This window comes from Raineyella sp., from assembly GCF_034933565.1.
Lineage (GTDB): Bacteria > Actinomycetota > Actinomycetes > Propionibacteriales > Propionibacteriaceae > Raineyella.
The window spans coordinates 1-12,606 of sequence record NZ_JAYFNG010000043.1; the positions used below are offsets into that span (position 1 = coordinate 1).

Sequence of the window (12,606 nt, forward strand, 5' to 3'; positions counted from 1 at the left end):
GAGGCGGCCCGCCGCGGGGCGGAGACGACGGTCGGCGCGGTGGCCCGGCGGGGCCGGGCGAGCTACCTCGGCGAGCGCGCCCAGGGCTACCCGGACCCCGGTGCGGTCGGCGTCGTACGGTGGCTCGAGGCCGTCGCCGGATCCCGGCCGAACACTCGCTGACAAGGCCGTACGTCCCTCGGCCCGGGTCTGCGGGGGTGTCCGGGACCGTACGGATGTGCCCTCGGGGGTGGCGCCGCTCCAGGCCGACGGGGCAGGCAGCAGGGCCCCGGACACCGCCGAAGCGGGCCGGGGCCCCGAGGGTCCTGCGAAGGGGTCAGCGCTGGTCCATCGGGACCACGTCACGCCTGTCGTGGCCGATGTAGATCTGGCGCGGACGCGAGATCCGGGCCTTGGGGTCGGCATTGTGCTCACGCCACTGGGCGATCCAGCCGGGCAGCCGGCCGACGGCGAACAGCACGGTGAACATCTCCACCGGGAAGCCCATCGCCTCGTAGATCAGGCCGGAGTAGAAGTCGACGTTCGGGTAGAGCTTGCGCGAGACGAAGTAGTCGTCGGCCAGCGCGGTCTCCTCGAGCTCCTTGGCGATGGCGAGCAGTTCCTTGTCGCCGTTCGGGGAGGTGTTGAGGATCTCGTCGGCGTAGCGCTTGATGATCGCGGCGCGGGGGTCGAAGTTCTTGTAGACCCGATGGCCGAAGCCCATCAGCTTGATGCCGGCCTTCTTGGCCTTGACCTGCTCGAGGTAGTCCTTGGGGGCGATGCCCTGGTCCCGGATCGCCGCGAGCATCTCCAGCACGGCCTGGTTGGCGCCGCCGTGCAGCGGGCCGGACAGGGCGTTCACGCCGGAGGCGACCGAGACGTAGAGGTTGGCCTGCGAGGAGCCGACCAGCCGGACGGTCGAGGTGGAGCAGTTCTGCTCGTGGTCGGCGTGCAGCACGAGCAGGGCGTTCAGGCCCTTGGTGATGATGTCCTCGAACTGGTACTCCTCGGCCGGGGTGCCGAAGGCCATCCGGATGAAGTTCTCCACGTAGGACAGCCCGTACTTCGGGTACATGAAGGGCTGGCCCTTCGAGTTCTTGTACGCGTACGCGGCCAGCGTGGGGACCTGGGCGAGGAGCTGGCGGGTGGCGATCTCCACGTCCTCGGTGTCGAGACCGACATGCCTGCGGTTGAAGGTCGACAGCGCGCAGATGCCGGCCGACAGCACCGGCATCGGGTGCGACTGGCGCGGGAAGCAACGGAACAGGTCGCGCATCCGCTCGTCCAGGAACATGTTGTGGACCAGCTCGTCCTCGAACTTCTCCACCTGCTCCTTGGTGGGCAGCTCGCCGTAGAGGACCAGCCACATCACCTCGACGAAGGTGCACTGCTCCGCGAGCTGCTCGATCGGGTAGCCGCGGTACCGCAGGATGCCCTCTTCGCCGTCGATGAAGGTGATCTCCGACCGGCACGAGGCGGTGTTGCCGAAGGCCTCGTCCAGGGTGACGTTCCCGGTCTGGGCGCGCAACTTGCTGATGTCGTACCCGTTGTCGCCGTTGACGGCCTGGACGAACGGAAGCTCGATCTGCTGGCCGTCACCCGTGGTGAGAACTGGTGTGGTCATCCATTACTCCCTTGTAGTCATTGCTGCCCCACCGTGGACCCTAACAAAAAGGTCCGGACCTCGTGGGTCGATCGACGGGCGGCTTTCGAGCCGGCGTGATCCGTACAGGTCGCCGGCGATGGAGGACGTGCACCGATGCGCCGCTCCCACATCTCTCCTGGCCACCGGTGTCGATTGGCCTCATTCTGCCGCCGCTCCGTCCACGATGTGTCTGCCCGTTCCACATTGTGAGGAAGTGTGAGGACTCCCACATGACTAGGCTGGGGACATGACCGTGAGCCAGCCAGCCTGGGTCGACTACGCCGTGTGGTGGCACTGCTACCCCCTCGGGTTCACCGGGGCGGAACGTACGTCGGTCGCCGGCGATGTCGTCCACCACCGCCTCGACCACCTGATCGACTGGCTGGACTACCTGGTCTCGATCGGCTGCAACGGCCTGTTGCTGGGGCCGGTCTTCGCCTCCGTCTCGCACGGGTACGACACCGTGGACCACTACCGGGTCGATCCGCGGCTGGGTGACGAGGCCGACCTGCGCCGACTGGTCGACGAGGCGCACCGCCGCGGTGTCCGGGTCGTCCTCGACGGTGTCTTCAACCATGTCGCCCGGAGCCACCCGGCGGTGGTCCGGGCCGAGGCCGCCGGGCCGGGCACCCCGGACGGCTCCTGGGTGAAGTGGGTCGACGGCTACGTCCGCTGCTTCGAGGGCAACCTCGACCTGCCCGAGCTCGAGCTGTCCACCCCGGCCGTCCGTGACCACGTGGTCGCCGTGATGGAGCACTGGCTGGCGTTCGGCGTCGACGGGTGGCGCCTCGACGCCGCGTACGCCCCCGGGCCGGAGGCCTGGGCCCCGATCACCGCGCGGGTCCGGGCCGACTTCCCCGAGGCCTGGCTGTGCGGCGAGGTGATCCACGGCGACCTGCCCGACTTCGTCACCCGGTCGGGCCTGCACAGCCTCACCCAGTACGAGCTGTGGAAGGCGATCTGGTCCTCGCTCAACGACGCCAACCTGTGGGAGCTGGCCCATGCCGTGGAACGCCACCAGGAGTTCCTGCGGACCTTCGTGCCGCAGACGTTCATCGGCAACCACGACGTCACCCGGATCCGCAGCCGGCTGAACGACGACCGTCACCTCGGCCACGCCGTGGTGCTGCTGTCGGTGCTGCCCGGCGTCCCGTCGATCTACTACGGCGACGAGCAGGGGTTCGTCGGCACCAAGGAGGACCGTCCGGGCGGTGACGACCAGATCCGCCCGGCGATGCCGCCCCGGCCGGAGAACCTGTCCCTGCTGGGCCGGCCGATCCTGCTCGTGCACCAGGCCCTGATCGGTCTGCGCCGGCGCCATCCCTGGCTGGTCCGGGCCGACGTCGCGGTGGTCGCGGTGACCAACGAGACGATCGTCCTCGAGTGCACCAGCGAGTCCGGCGGCACCCACCACGAGATCGCCGTCGCGCTCAACGTCGACGACGCCTCCCGGCCGATGCCGCTCGGCACGGTGATCGCCCACAGTGGCGAGGACCTGCTGGAGATCGAGCCGCACGGCTGGGCGGTGCTGGAGCGGTAGCGTCCCGCCGGACCGGCGTCCGTCAGGACGCCGGCGTCAGCCGATCGCCCGGCGCTGGACCAGCTCACCCTTGGCGAAGGCGCCGACCTGGCGGGTGGCGATGCCGTCGAAGACCGCGCCGATGCCGCCGCCGATGATCGGGATGCGCTTGGTCGCCAGCACCCCGACGGACTTGCCGCCGTGGGTGGTGAGCAGGGCGGTGACGACCTTCTCCGACACCGTCTCGTACAGCGTCGGGCTCGCCATCGGGGCGGTCGCGATCAGCATCGGGGTGCCCGGCAGCTTGCCCCTGCCGACCAGCCGGGTCACCTCCTCACCACCCATCAGGCACATCAGGATCGCCGTCCGCACCCGGGTGTCCTCGATGTCGTAGCCGCGCAGGTGGGCGATCGCGGCCACCATCCGGGTCTGCAGCACGGCCAGGCCGACGAGGTTGATCGGCAGGCTGATCGCGGTGACCACCAGGCCGCCGACATTGCTGAGGAATCCCGAGGTCGAGGCCAGGGCGATGTGGCTGGCGATCACCGCGTCGATCGCCTCGTCGGTGCGCGGGTGCTTCTGCAGGTGCTTGGCCGCCACCGACTTCGCCCCCGGCAGCGAGGCCGCCCCGTCGATCGCGATGTCGAGGATCCGGCGCAGGGTCGAGCCCGCCGCCACGCGGGCGGTGTTGCGGGACACCTCGCCGGAGGTGCCGGAGTCTTCGTCCACCATGGGGCCAGCGTACGTCCCGGTGCCGGCCCGGCCGGTCGGGGAGCTCACCCATAATGTCCTCATGGCCCGCACCTACCTGGATCCCTCCCCGCTGCCGGGACCGGGCCAGTGGGCCGACCAGGACCTGGTGGCGCTGACCGTGGGGATGGACGCCCCGCTGGTGCTGCGGGCCTATGTCAACGGCATGTTCCCGATGCCGATCGCCGACGAGGTCTCCGACGAACTGCCGCCGGCCGACTGGATCGGCTGGTTCTCCCCGGTGCGCCGCGGGATCCTGCCGCTGGACGGGCTGCGGGTGCCCCGCTCGCTGCGCAAGAGCGCCCGGCACTTCGAGGTGACCGTCGACCGCGACTTCCCCGCCGTGCTGGCCGCCTGCGGCGGGCAGGACCGCGAGGGCGGGTGGATCGACGAGGGCATCGTGGCGGTCTACACCGAGCTGCACCGGGCCGGGCGGGCGCACTCGGTGGAGGCCTGGACGCCGGACGGGCAGCTGGCCGGCGGCCTCTACGGGATCGGCTACGGCGGGCTGTTCGCCGGCGAATCGATGTTCCACGACCCGCGGGTCGGCCGGGACGCCTCCAAGGTCGCACTGATGGGCCTGGTCGCGATGCTGCGGGCCGGCGGGCACCCCGAGCGCCGGCTGCTGGACGTGCAGTGGCGCACCGAGCACCTGGCCTCGCTCGGGGTGGTCGAGGTGCCGCGTACGGAGTACCTGGCGCGGCTGCGCCGGGCGCTGGCCCTGCCCCAGCCCCGCTGGGCGATGCCGCCGGACTGGCGGACGGCTAGCCTGGGCCAGTGATGCGTACGTCCTGGATGCCGCCGGCCGGGTTGACCTGGCGGAACAGCCCGCGGGTCGGCCTGGGGCTGATCCTGCTCGCCACGCTGCTCACGGTCGGCGTCGGCGTGCTCGGGCCGTCCGCGGTGACGCTGACGCTGGGGCCGCGGGTCTCGCTGCTGCCGCCGTACTACCTGCCCGCCGGGTTGGTCCCGACGCCGGGGGAGTGGGTGGTCTCCGGGGTGCTGTTCGCCGCGGTGATCATCGGCGGGGTGGGCCTGGCGGTCGCCGTCCGGGCGGTCCGCGACGGCTGGACGCCGAAGGTCTGGCGGGTCTTCACCTTCGGGGTGGTGCTCAATGTGGCGACGCTGATGGTGCCGCCGCTCACCTCGGCGGACGTGTTGATGTACGCGGCGTACGGTCGACTGCAGGTGCTGGGCATGAACCCGTACGACATCACCCCGGCGGCGGTGTTCCGCAGCCAGTTCGACCCGGTGCTGCGCTGGACCGAACGGCCCTGGCAGGACACCCCGAGCGTGTACGGGCCGGTGATGAGCTGGGTGCAGCTGCTGGCCAACCGGTTCGGCGGCCTCAACATGCACGACATCGTCTTCTGGCTGCAGTTGTCGGCGTTCGTCCCGTTCCTGGTCACCAGCGCCGTGGTGGTCTGGCTGGCGCACGGGGACGACCAGCTCAAGGGCCGGGCGGCCCTGCTCACCATCGCCAATCCGCTGCTGATCTGGGCGATCACCGCCGGGGCGCACAACGAGGGCTGGTCGGTGATGTTCGCGATGCTCGGCATCATGCTGATGCGGCGGACGTCCGTCGGGGCCGGAGTGATGATCGGCCTGGCCGGCGCCTGCAAGCTGAGCATCGGGCTGTACGGGGTGGCGATGATCTGGGGCTACCGGCGCCAGCCGCGCAAGCTCGCCGGGCTGCTGGTCGGCACCGCGGCCTCGATGGGGCTGCTCTACGGCCTGTTCGCCCCCGGGTCACTGTTCGCCGCGCTGCGCAACACCTCCTACGTCTCGGTGGGCTCGTGGGCCCAGCCGTTCTACACCGTGCTGACGTACTTCCTGCCGGTGCCGGCGGCCACCGGGGTGCTCGGCGTCTTCTCCGCTGCCGGCACGCTCACCGTCGCCTGGATGCTGTCCCGGGTGCTGCCCTGGCATCCGGTCGCCGGCGCCCCGGAGGGGGTCACCCCGGACCGGGACCCGATCACCGTCGCCGTGCGCACCGCACTGCTGCTGTCGGTCGGCTGGCTGACCACCTCGCTCTACACGCTGTCCTGGTACGACCTGATCGCCTGGGGGCCGCTGGTGCTGATCGGCGCCACCCGGCTGGACGGGTTGATGATCTGGCGCGGGGTGTTCCTGTCCCTGTCGTACATCCCCGGGCGGGGTCTCGACTACGGCGAGAGCCTCAGCGCCGTCGCGGCCCGGATCCGCGACACCTTCTCGCCTGCGGTGCAGTGGGCGGTGCTGGCCGTCATCGCCTGGTGGTGGCACCAGGACGCGCTGCGCCGGCGGGCCGAGCGCACCGGGCCGGCCCCCACCCTGCGGGAGCGCTGGCGCGGTGCGGTGGCGACACTCAGCGGGTATCGCGACGCCGTCGTCCACCGCCGCCAGCCGCCGGGCGGGCAGCCGCCGGGTGGGTCGACGCCGGGCGGGCAGGTGTCGGGTGTACAGGCGTCGGGCGGGCAGATATCGGCCTGACCGGGCGCCCGGTCGTGTCCCATCACCACCTCGCGACGGTGGGGCACCGTTACGCTGGCGGGGTGCCTCCACTGACGTACGGATACTTCGGCCCCGCCGGGACGTTCACCCACCAGGCGTTGCTGCTGATCGCCGGGGACGAGGACGTCCTGCCGCCGTTCCGGTCCGTCGTCGCGGCGCTGGACGCGGTCCGCGCCGGGCAGATCGACGCCGCGTTCGTGCCGATCGAGAACTCCCTGGAGGGCGGGGTGAGTGCCACCCTGGACTACCTCGCCGACGACTCGCACCCGCTGATGATCCGCCGCGAGGTGCTGCTGCCGGTCCAGTTCGCCCTGTGCGTACGCCCCGGCACCGCGCTCGGTGACGTCCGCTCCGTCCTCACCCACCCGCACGCCGCGGCCCAGACCCGGCTCTGGGTGGCCCGGCACCTGCCGCGGGCCGTCGTCACCGAGGGCCCCTCGACCGCCGGCGCGGCGGTCGAGGTGTCCGATCCCGCCTCCCCGCACGACGCGGCGATCTGCGCCCGGGTCGCCGGGGAGATGAACGGTCTGGAGATCCTCGCCGATGGGATCGCCGACAACGAGGACGCCGTCACCCGGTTCGTGGTGATCGGCCGGCCCGCCGCGCCGCCGCGCGCGACCGGGGCGGACAAGACCACCCTGGTCGCCTACATGAAGGTCGACCGGTCAGGCTCCCTGCTCGGCATCCTCGAGCAGATCGCCGGGCACGGGGTGAACATGACCCGGATCGAGTCGCGGCCGACCAAACAGGCGCTCGGCAGCTACTGCTTCTCGATCGATGCCGAGGGCCACATCGACGACCCGCGGATGCAGGAGACCCTCACCGGGCTGCACCGGGTGTGCGCCAAGGTGACTTTCCTCGGCTCCTATCCGCGGGCGGACCGGCAGGCGCCGATCCTCGATGAGGGCCAGACCAACGAGGCGTACGCCGCCGCCCTGACGTGGCTGGACGGGCTGCGGCACCCGGCGCAGTAGGCTGCGGGTCATGTCGTGGACCTTCCGCCGCACCGCGGTGGCCGTGATGGCCGGCGCGGTGCTGACCGGCACCCTGTTCCTCTCCGGCTGCGCGGGGGCGACCACGCCGGTGACCCCGGCGACGCCGACCCCGACCACGGGGGTCGCCGCCGGCGGCACGCTGCAGCGCCCGCTCTACTCCCTCGTTGTCCCGGACGGCTGGACCGATCTGGGGTCGGCGGCCAGCACCGGCCAGATCGACGCCTACCTGGTCAAGGACGGGCTGAGCTCGGGGGTCTCGTTCAGCGTCTACGTCGACACCAGTGGCCGCAGTCGCGACACCCTGGTGCAGCAGGCGAAGGCGGCGATGCCCGGCGCCGGTGACGCGCCGGAGCTGACGGTGGGCGGCCGGCAGCTGACCGGTCTGCAGGCCGAGGCCGAGGGGCTCGTGCTGCACCAGTACTACGTCCGGTCCGGCGACCGGCTGATCGCGCTGAACTGGTCCTGGCCCAAGGACCAGGACGCCTCGGCCGACGTCCGCCAGATCCTCGACAGTCTGCACTGGAAGGCCTGACGACCCGCGCCGGGAGGCTGCCGATCGCCGCCGTCGAGGCTCCGCTCGACACCCCTCAGCGCTCGACACCCCTCAGCGCTCGACACCCTCAGCGCTCGACACCCTCAGCGCTCGACACCCTCAGCGGTCTCGGTGGTCCCAGCGGTCCCTGCGGTGTCCACCTGCTGCGGCGGCGTCGCCTCGCGGACCCGGGCGGCCCGGCGGGCCGGACCCCTCGCGGGGCACCCGCAGCAGCAGCGCCCCCGGCACCACCTCGGCACTGAGCCGGGTGCAGGTGCCCTGCGGATCGCCGTCCAGCTCGTAGCGGTCGGGGTGGTCCACGACGATCTCCACCCGCTGCCCGGACAGCCGACGCAGCCGCTCGTCGGTACGGTCCCGGCGGGTCAGCACCCTGGTGACGACGCGTACCCAGTCCCGCGCGCCCCGCGGCGAGGCGACGACCAGGTCGAGCTGCCCGTCGTCGGGGCGGGCATCGGGCATCAGCTGGATGCCGGCCTGGAGCAGGCCGACGTTGCCGACCAGCACCAGGTGGGCCCGGGTGCGCAGGACCGGCCCGTTGTCGAGCGAGATCCGGGTGTCGAGCGGCGGATGGTTGGCGTGCTGGGCGGCCGACACGACGTACGCCCCGTTGCCGATCGCCCGCTTCAGATCGGTGTCGGCCTCGCCGACGATCGCCGCGTCGATGCCGATCCCGGCCATCACGCAGAAGTGGTCCGGGGCGCCGTCGTCGGCCTGCACCCGGATCAGGTCGATCTTCCGCTCGGCACCGTCGAAGGCCGCCTCCAGGGCCCGCACCTCGTCCAGCGGGACGCCCATGTTGCGGGCCAGCAGGTTGCCGGTGCCGGCCGGGACGATGGCCAGCGGGATCCCGCTGCCGGCCAGGCCCGAGGCGATCACCCGTACGGTGCCGTCGCCCCCGGCGCCGATGACCAGGTCGACCTGCTTGCGGACCGCGATCGCGGTCATCTCGATCCCCGGGTCGTCCTCGGTGGTCGGCAGCCAGATCGCCCGCCGCCAGCCGCGCGCGGTGAGCTCGTACTCGACGTGGCGGACGAACGTGGGCACGTCCAGCACCTTCGTCGGGTTGTAGATCACCGCCGCCCGGGGCTGCTCGGCCGTGGTTCCGCCGGGGTCGGCGGGGACGGGGGCCGGCGTACGGTGCACGTGCACCCGGGCGAGCAGCAGTGCCCAGCCGGCCGACGCCCCGCCCCACAGCACGCCGCCGATGATGTCGGAGAACCAGTGCGCCCCCAGCCCCCAGCGCTCGACCGCGTACAGCAGCACCAGCGCCACCCCGCCGACCCGCCAACTGCGGGTGGTGACGTGCGACTGGCGGGTCGTCATCATCGTGGCGGTGATCATCAGCGTCGTGGTCACCACCGCGCTCATGTGGCCCGACGGGTAGCCCCAGCCGGCGACGCCGAGGATGTCGGGGGAGGTCGGTGGCCGGGGCAGCGCCAGCGCCGCCTTGGCCACCACGGTGCCGATCCCCGACAGGGCCACCGCCAGCAGGATCGCCCAGCACAGCTCCCGGAGCCGGCGTCGGTACGCCCAGACGGCGAGCAGCACCAGACCGGCGTAGAGCACCTCCGGGGCGCCCACGATGCCCACCGCCGCCAGCACCTGGAACGTCGCGCCGGTGCGCGCGAGCGGCGGGTCCAGCATCAGTGCCCGGTCGAGCGGAGCGAGGGTCCCGGAGACCGCCAGCGCCGTCCAGGCGACGTACGTCAGCAGGACCGCGGGGGGCAGCCACAGCCGGACGCGGCGGTGGAGGGCAGGGGACATGGAACGATCCTAGGCGTCCCCGTGGACGGCAGGACGGCTAGGCTGACCCCGTGATCGATCCGAAGCTGCTGCGCCAGGACCCCGACCGTGTACGAGCCTCGCAGAAGGCCCGCGGAGAGTCCGCGGACGTCGTCGATGAGCTCCTCGCCCTGGACGAGAAGCGCCGGTCCGCCATCGCGTCCTTCGAGACGCTGCGCGCCGAGCAGAAGGACCTCGGCAAGCTGGTCGGCCGGGCCAAGGGGGCGGAGAAGCAGGAGCTGCTGGAGCACACCAAGGTGCTCGCCGCCGAGGTGAAGGAGCACGAGGCGGCCAGCAAGGAGGCCGATGCGGCCTTCACCGCCCGGCTGCGCGGGCTGGGCAACGTCGTCGCGCCGCAGGTGCCGGTGGGCGGCGAGGACGACTTCGTCGTGCTGGAGGCGATCGGCTCCCCGCGTGACTTCGAAGCCGAGGGGTTCACCCCGCGCGACCACCTGGAGCTGGGTGAGATCCTCGGGGCGATCGACATGGAGCGCGGCGCGAAGGTGTCCGGCTCCCGCTTCTACTACCTCACCGGGCAGGGCGCCGAGCTGGAGCTGGCACTGATCAACCTGGCGATGCGCAAGGCGCTCGACTGGGGCTTCACGCCGATCATCCCGCCGGCCCTGGTGAAGCCGGCCGCGATGGAGGGCACCGGCTTCCTCGGTCAGGCGGCCGAGGACGTCTACCGGCTGGAGCGCGACGACATGTACCTGGTCGGCACCGCCGAGGTGCCGCTGGCCGGCTACCACATGGACGAGATCGTCGAGACGCTGCCGAAGCACTACGTCGGCTACAGCCCGTCCTACCGTCGCGAGGCAGGGTCGTACGGCAAGGACACCCGCGGCATCTTCCGGGTGCACTGGTTCGACAAGGTCGAGATGTTCGTCTACTGCGACCCGGCCGACGCCGAGCAGGAGCACCACCGGCTGCTGGGCTTCGAGAAGGAGTTCCTCGAGGCGCTGGAGATCCCGTTCCGGGTGATCGACGTCGCCTCCGGCGACCTCGGCCTGTCCGCCGCCCGGAAGTTCGACTGCGAGGCCTGGCTGCCGACGCAGCAGTCCTACCGCGAGGTGACCTCGACCTCGAACTGCACCGACTTCCAGGCCCGCCGGCTCAACATCCGCGGCCGGTTCGAGCACGGCACCGCCCCGCTGGCGACGCTCAACGGGACGCTGTGTGCGGTGACCCGGATCATCGTGATGCTGCTGGAGAACCACCAGCAGGCCGACGGGTCGGTCCGGGTGCCGATGGCCCTGCGGCCCTACCTCGGCCGCGAGGCGCTGCTGCCGCAGCAGGGCTGAGACCGGCGGGTGCGTGAGACCTGGCGGCCGCGGCTGGTGGCCCTGGACATCGACGGGACCATCGTCGACCACGACTCCCGGATGCCGGACGACCTGCGGGCGGCGATCCGGGCGGTCGCGGCCGACGGCACCCCGGTCGTCCTCACCACCGGCCGGTCCTGGCACGACACCCAGGGCGTCGTGGACCACATCGGGCTGCCGGCCGGGCCGTTCGTCTGCTCCAACGGGGCGGTGATCGTCCGCTACCCGCCGGTGGACGTCGTCCGGATGGTCACCTTCGACCCGTCGGACGTGATCGAGCGGGTGCAGCGGATGGCCCCGCAGGCGCTGATCGCGGTCGAGGAGGTGGGCCGCGGCTACCGGCTCAGCGCGCCGTTCCCGCCCGGTGACCTGAGCGGCACGATGGAGGTGGTCGGGGTGGACGACCTGGCCTCCCGGCCGGTCACCCGGGTGATCGTGCGCGACCCCGGAAGCTCGCCGGAGGACTTCATCGACCTGGCCGAGCGCCTCGGCCTGCACGGCGTCTCGTACTTCATCGGCTGGAGCGCCTGGCTCGACATCGCGCCCGAGGGCGTGCACAAGGCGATGGCGCTGGCCGATGTCTGCGCCCGCCGCAGGATCGACCCGGCCGACGTCCTGGCGATGGGCGACGGCCGCAACGACCTCGAGATGCTGCGCTGGGCCGGCCGCGGTGTGGCCATCGGCGACGCCCCGCTGGAGGTCCGGCTGGCCGCGGACGCGGTCACCGGGAGGTTCGACGAGGGGGGCACCCTCGCCGAACTCTCCCGATGGTTCGACCTGGTCTGAGTCGCTCGCCCGGACTGATTCGGAGTTGCTCGTCCGGCCCGGTTCTGAGTCGCTCGTCCGGCCCGGCGCCGGACCGCAGTTGAGGCGGCCGCGGTTTCTCCGGTGAGGGCTTCCGCGGGTTCGGACCGCAGATCTCAGGCGGCCAGTGCGGGCTCGGTGCGGACGACAAGCGCGCGGGCCGACAGCACGTCGTCCGGGCTCGGCGCCGCGGCGGCGTCGCGGCGGGCCGTACGGGCCGGGGCACCGGCGGCCTCGGCGCGGGCCCGGCGCAGATGCCGCTTGACCGTCGACAGCGAGCAGCCGAGCCGCTGGGCGATCGTGTCCAGCGACATGTGCGGGTTCTGGGCGCGCAGCCGGACGATCTCGGCGTGGTTGACCTGATGCGGTGAGGCGGACACCCCGGTGAGTGAGTCGATGTCGTCCGGCCCGACCGAGAGCTCCAGCAGGGTCCGCATCCGGCGGCGCTGGGGCTCGGTGGTGCCGGCCACGAAACCGGCCACGTCGTGCTCGACGACCGCCCGGTAGAGACACGGCGTCATCTCGGGGCAGCCGGCGCAGATCGCGCTCGCCCGGCGGGTCATCGCTGACCGCTCCCGGCGCTGCTCGGCCGTGGCCGAACGGCCCGGATCATCCTCCAGCAGCGGGTGCTGGTAGAGCTCCGAGTGCTCGGCGCACCCGGCCTCGGTGACAGAAACGCTCACGGTCATCCCCTACTCGTGTGACGTATCAGTGTGGTGTTGTCCATGCGGTTGGACGTCCGCACACCGGGGGATGGTTCCCTG

The 12,606-nt window shown here is 71.9% G+C and carries 12 protein-coding genes; 8 read left to right on the top strand and 4 right to left on the bottom strand.

Going from position 1 to position 12,606, the window contains the following annotated elements; genetic code table 11:
* Window positions 1-162, top strand: a 162-nt coding sequence (locus VB059_RS11870) for a DAK2 domain-containing protein (protein ID WP_323422262.1), incomplete at its 5' end; no start/stop codon positions are given.
* Between the two features lie 154 nt (window positions 163-316).
* On the opposite strand, the gene VB059_RS11875 is transcribed toward VB059_RS11870, so the two are convergent.
* Window positions 317-1,603: a citrate synthase gene (locus VB059_RS11875; RefSeq protein WP_323422237.1), complete on the bottom strand. Its 1,287-nt coding sequence runs from the start codon at window positions 1,601-1,603 to the stop codon at window positions 317-319.
* 268 nt (window positions 1,604-1,871) lie between these two features.
* Here VB059_RS11875 and VB059_RS11880 point away from each other — a divergent pair, with 268 nt between their 5' ends.
* Window positions 1,872-3,164: an alpha-amylase family protein gene (locus tag VB059_RS11880; RefSeq protein ID WP_323422238.1), complete on the top strand. Its 1,293-nt coding sequence runs from the start codon at window positions 1,872-1,874 to the stop codon at window positions 3,162-3,164.
* A gap of 36 nt (window positions 3,165-3,200) precedes the next feature.
* Here VB059_RS11880 and VB059_RS11885 read toward each other — a convergent pair whose 3' ends face one another.
* Window positions 3,201-3,875, bottom strand: a complete 675-nt coding sequence (locus VB059_RS11885) for a hypothetical protein (RefSeq protein ID WP_323422239.1) — start codon at window positions 3,873-3,875, stop codon at window positions 3,201-3,203.
* A gap of 61 nt (window positions 3,876-3,936) precedes the next feature.
* Here VB059_RS11885 and aat point away from each other — a divergent pair, with 61 nt between their 5' ends.
* The 4 genes from aat to VB059_RS11905 all read left to right on the top strand — a co-directional run bounded on the left by aat (window position 3,937) and on the right by VB059_RS11905 (window position 7,913).
* A complete protein-coding gene (aat, locus tag VB059_RS11890; RefSeq protein ID WP_323422240.1) occupies window positions 3,937-4,674 on the top strand; it encodes a leucyl/phenylalanyl-tRNA--protein transferase in 738 nt (245 codons plus the stop codon).
* Window positions 4,671-6,365, top strand: coding sequence for a hypothetical protein (locus VB059_RS11895; protein ID WP_323422241.1), 1,695 nt, complete (start codon window positions 4,671-4,673; stop codon window positions 6,363-6,365). Before aat ends, VB059_RS11895 begins: the two co-directional genes overlap by 4 nt.
* Window positions 6,366-6,427: 62 nt before the next feature.
* A complete protein-coding gene (gene pheA / locus VB059_RS11900) occupies window positions 6,428-7,360 on the top strand; it encodes a prephenate dehydratase (RefSeq protein ID WP_323422242.1) in 933 nt (310 codons plus the stop codon).
* Window positions 7,361-7,370: 10 nt separating this feature from the next.
* Complete coding sequence (locus VB059_RS11905) at window positions 7,371-7,913, top strand: hypothetical protein (protein WP_323422243.1); 543 nt, start codon at window positions 7,371-7,373, stop codon at window positions 7,911-7,913.
* Window positions 7,914-8,033: 120 nt separating this feature from the next.
* Here VB059_RS11905 and VB059_RS11910 read toward each other — a convergent pair whose 3' ends face one another.
* Window positions 8,034-9,698, bottom strand: a complete 1,665-nt coding sequence (locus tag VB059_RS11910) for a diacylglycerol kinase family protein (RefSeq protein WP_323422244.1) — start codon at window positions 9,696-9,698, stop codon at window positions 8,034-8,036.
* A 50-nt stretch (window positions 9,699-9,748) separates the two neighbouring features.
* Here VB059_RS11910 and serS point away from each other — a divergent pair, with 50 nt between their 5' ends.
* Both serS and VB059_RS11920 read left to right on the top strand, forming a co-directional pair.
* Complete coding sequence (serS, locus tag VB059_RS11915; RefSeq protein WP_323422245.1) at window positions 9,749-11,017, top strand: serine--tRNA ligase; 1,269 nt, start codon at window positions 9,749-9,751, stop codon at window positions 11,015-11,017.
* Window positions 11,018-11,026: 9 nt separating this feature from the next.
* A complete protein-coding gene (locus VB059_RS11920; protein ID WP_323422246.1) occupies window positions 11,027-11,824 on the top strand; it encodes an HAD family hydrolase in 798 nt (265 codons plus the stop codon).
* A 134-nt stretch (window positions 11,825-11,958) separates the two neighbouring features.
* On the opposite strand, the gene VB059_RS11925 is transcribed toward VB059_RS11920, so the two are convergent.
* On the bottom strand, window positions 11,959-12,525 hold the full coding sequence (locus VB059_RS11925; RefSeq protein ID WP_323422247.1) for a WhiB family transcriptional regulator: 567 nt from the start codon (window positions 12,523-12,525) through the stop codon (window positions 11,959-11,961).
* Between the last annotated feature and the right edge of the window lie 81 nt (window positions 12,526-12,606).

Excerpts from the sequence above, each read along its gene's own strand:
- VB059_RS11875 (WP_323422237.1), bottom strand. The coding sequence starts at position 1,603 with ATGACCACACCAGTTCTCACCACGGGTGACGGCCAGCAGATCGAGCTT.
- VB059_RS11885 (WP_323422239.1), bottom strand. The coding sequence starts at position 3,875 with ATGGTGGACGAAGACTCCGGCACCTCCGGCGAGGTGTCCCGCAACACC.
- aat (WP_323422240.1), top strand. The coding sequence starts at position 3,937 with ATGGCCCGCACCTACCTGGATCCCTCCCCGCTGCCGGGACCGGGCCAG.
- VB059_RS11880 (WP_323422238.1), top strand. The coding sequence starts at position 1,872 with ATGACCGTGAGCCAGCCAGCCTGGGTCGACTACGCCGTGTGGTGGCAC.
- VB059_RS11910 (WP_323422244.1), bottom strand. The coding sequence starts at position 9,698 with ATGTCCCCTGCCCTCCACCGCCGCGTCCGGCTGTGGCTGCCCCCCGCG.
- VB059_RS11905 (WP_323422243.1), top strand. The coding sequence starts at position 7,371 with ATGTCGTGGACCTTCCGCCGCACCGCGGTGGCCGTGATGGCCGGCGCG.